The following is a 2,095-nucleotide window of genomic DNA, read 5'->3' on the forward strand; positions in this document are numbered from 1 at the left end:
GGGGGGGGGGGGGGGGGGGGGTGGGGGGGGGGGGGGGGGGGGGGGGGGGGGGGGGGGGGGGGGGGGGGGGTGGGGGGGGGGGGGGGGGGGGTGGGGGGGGGGGGGGGGGGGGGGGGGGGGGGGGGGGGGGGGGGGGGGGGGGTGGTGGTGGTGCGGGGGAGGGGGGGGGGGGGGGGCGGGGTCGCGGGCACCGTCCGCGCGCGGGAGCCGTCAGTCGCGGGTGAGCTTGCGGTACGTCACCCGGTGCGGGCGGGCCGCGTCGGGGCCCAGGCGCTCGACCTTGTTGGCCTCGTAGCCGGCGAAGTTGCCCTCGAACCAGTACCAGTTCGCCGGGTCCTCCTCGGTGCCCTCGTAGGCGAGGATGTGCGTGGCCACCCGGTCCAGGAACCAGCGGTCGTGGCTGACGACCACGGCGCAGCCGGGGAACTCCAGCAGCGCGTTCTCCAGGCTGCCCAGGGTCTCCACGTCCAGGTCGTTGGTGGGCTCGTCCAGCAGCAGGACGTTGCCGCCCTCCTTGAGCGTCAGCGCCAGGTTGAGCCGGTTGCGCTCACCGCCGGAGAGCACGCCCGCCGGCTTCTGCTGGTCCGGGCCCTTGAAGCCGAAGGCGGAGACGTAGGCGCGCGAGGGCATCTCCTGGTTGCCGACCTGGATGAAGTCCAGGCCGTCGGAGACGACCTCCCACAGCGTCTTCTTCGGGTCCAGGCCGCCGCGGGACTGGTCGACGTAGGACAGCTTGACCGTCTCGCCGATCTTCAGCTCACCGCCGTCGAGCGGCTCCAGGCCGACGATGGTCTTGAACAGCGTGGTCTTGCCCACGCCGTTGGGGCCGATGACGCCGACGATGCCGTTGCGCGGCAGCGAGAAGGACAGCCCGTCGATGAGGGTGCGCTCGCCGAAGCCCTTCTTGAGGTCCTTGGCCTCGATGACCACGCTGCCCAGGCGCGGGCCGGCGGGGATCTGGATCTCCTCGAAGTCGAGCTTGCGGGTGCGCTCGGCCTCGGCGGCCATCTCCTCGTAGCGCGCCAGGCGGGCCTTGGACTTCGTCTGGCGGCCCTTGGCGTTGGAGCGGACCCACTCCAGCTCGTCCTTCAGTCGCTTCTGGAGCTTGGCGTCCTTCTTGCCCTGCACCTCCAGGCGGGCGGCCTTCTTCTCCAGGTAGGTGGAGTAGTTGCCCTCGTAGGGGTAGGCGCGGCCGCGGTCCAGCTCCAGGATCCACTGGGCGACGTTGTCGAGGAAGTAGCGGTCGTGGGTCACGGCCAGCACGGCGCCGGGGTACTTGGCCAGGTGCTGCTCCAGCCACGTGACCGACTCGGCGTCCAGGTGGTTGGTGGGCTCGTCCAGCAGCAGCAGGTCCGGCTGCTCCAGCAGCAGCTTGCACAGCGCCACGCGGCGCTTCTCGCCGCCGGAGAGCACCGAGACGTCCGCGTCGCCCGGCGGGCAGCGCAGCGCGTCCATGGCCTGCTCGAGCTGGGAGTCCATGTCCCACGCGTTGGCGTGGTCCAGGTCCTCCTGCAGCTGCCCCATCTCGGCCATGAGGGCGTCGTAGTCCGCGTCCGGGTCCTCGAAGGACGCCGTGATCTCGTTGTAGCGGTCCATCTTCTTCTTCAGGTCGCCCAGGCCGTCCTGGACGTTCTGCAGGACCGTCTTGGACTCGTCGAGCTTCGGCTCCTGGGCGAGCATGCCCACCGAGAAGCCGGGCGAGAGGCGGGCCTCGCCGTTGGAGGGCTGGTCCAGCCCCGCCATGATCTTCAGGACGCTGGACTTGCCCGCGCCGTTCGGGCCGACGACTCCGATCTTGGCACCCGGGTAGAAGGAGATCGAGACGTCGTCGAGGATGACCTTGTCCCCGTGCGCCTTGCGCGCCTTCGACATGACATAGATGAATTCCGCCACGCACCCAGGCTAGTCGAGTCGTCGGCGGGCGCGCTCCGCGCTCGGTAGGGTGCTGCCGCCGGCCTCCGTAGCTCAGTGGATAGAGCACCGGACTTCTAATCCGATGGTCGCAGGTTCGAATCCTGCCGGGGGCGCCGCTGCGGCCCGCCCCGGCGCCGCCCCGGCGCCGTCGCCGGCACCGCCCGGGGCCCGCCGGGGCCCC

The 2,095-nt window shown here is 71.9% G+C and carries 1 protein-coding gene and 1 tRNA gene; one reads left to right on the plus strand and one right to left on the minus strand.

Annotated elements, in window-relative coordinates; all coding sequences use genetic code 11:
- Positions 1-210: 210 nt before the first annotated feature.
- Positions 211-1,893 carry an energy-dependent translational throttle protein EttA gene (gene ettA, locus ACRYR7_RS25315; protein WP_432575147.1) on the minus strand — a complete coding sequence of 561 codons (1,683 nt, stop codon included), beginning with the start codon at positions 1,891-1,893 and terminating at the stop codon, positions 211-213.
- 61 nt (positions 1,894-1,954) lie between these two features.
- Here ettA and ACRYR7_RS25320 point away from each other — a divergent pair.
- Positions 1,955-2,027: transfer RNA gene (locus tag ACRYR7_RS25320), tRNA-Arg, on the plus strand.
- Positions 2,028-2,095: the final 68 nt, after the last annotated feature.

The sequence above is a fragment of the Kineococcus gurbantunggutensis genome (assembly GCF_050871925.1).
Classification (GTDB): domain Bacteria; phylum Actinomycetota; class Actinomycetes; order Actinomycetales; family Kineococcaceae; genus Kineococcus.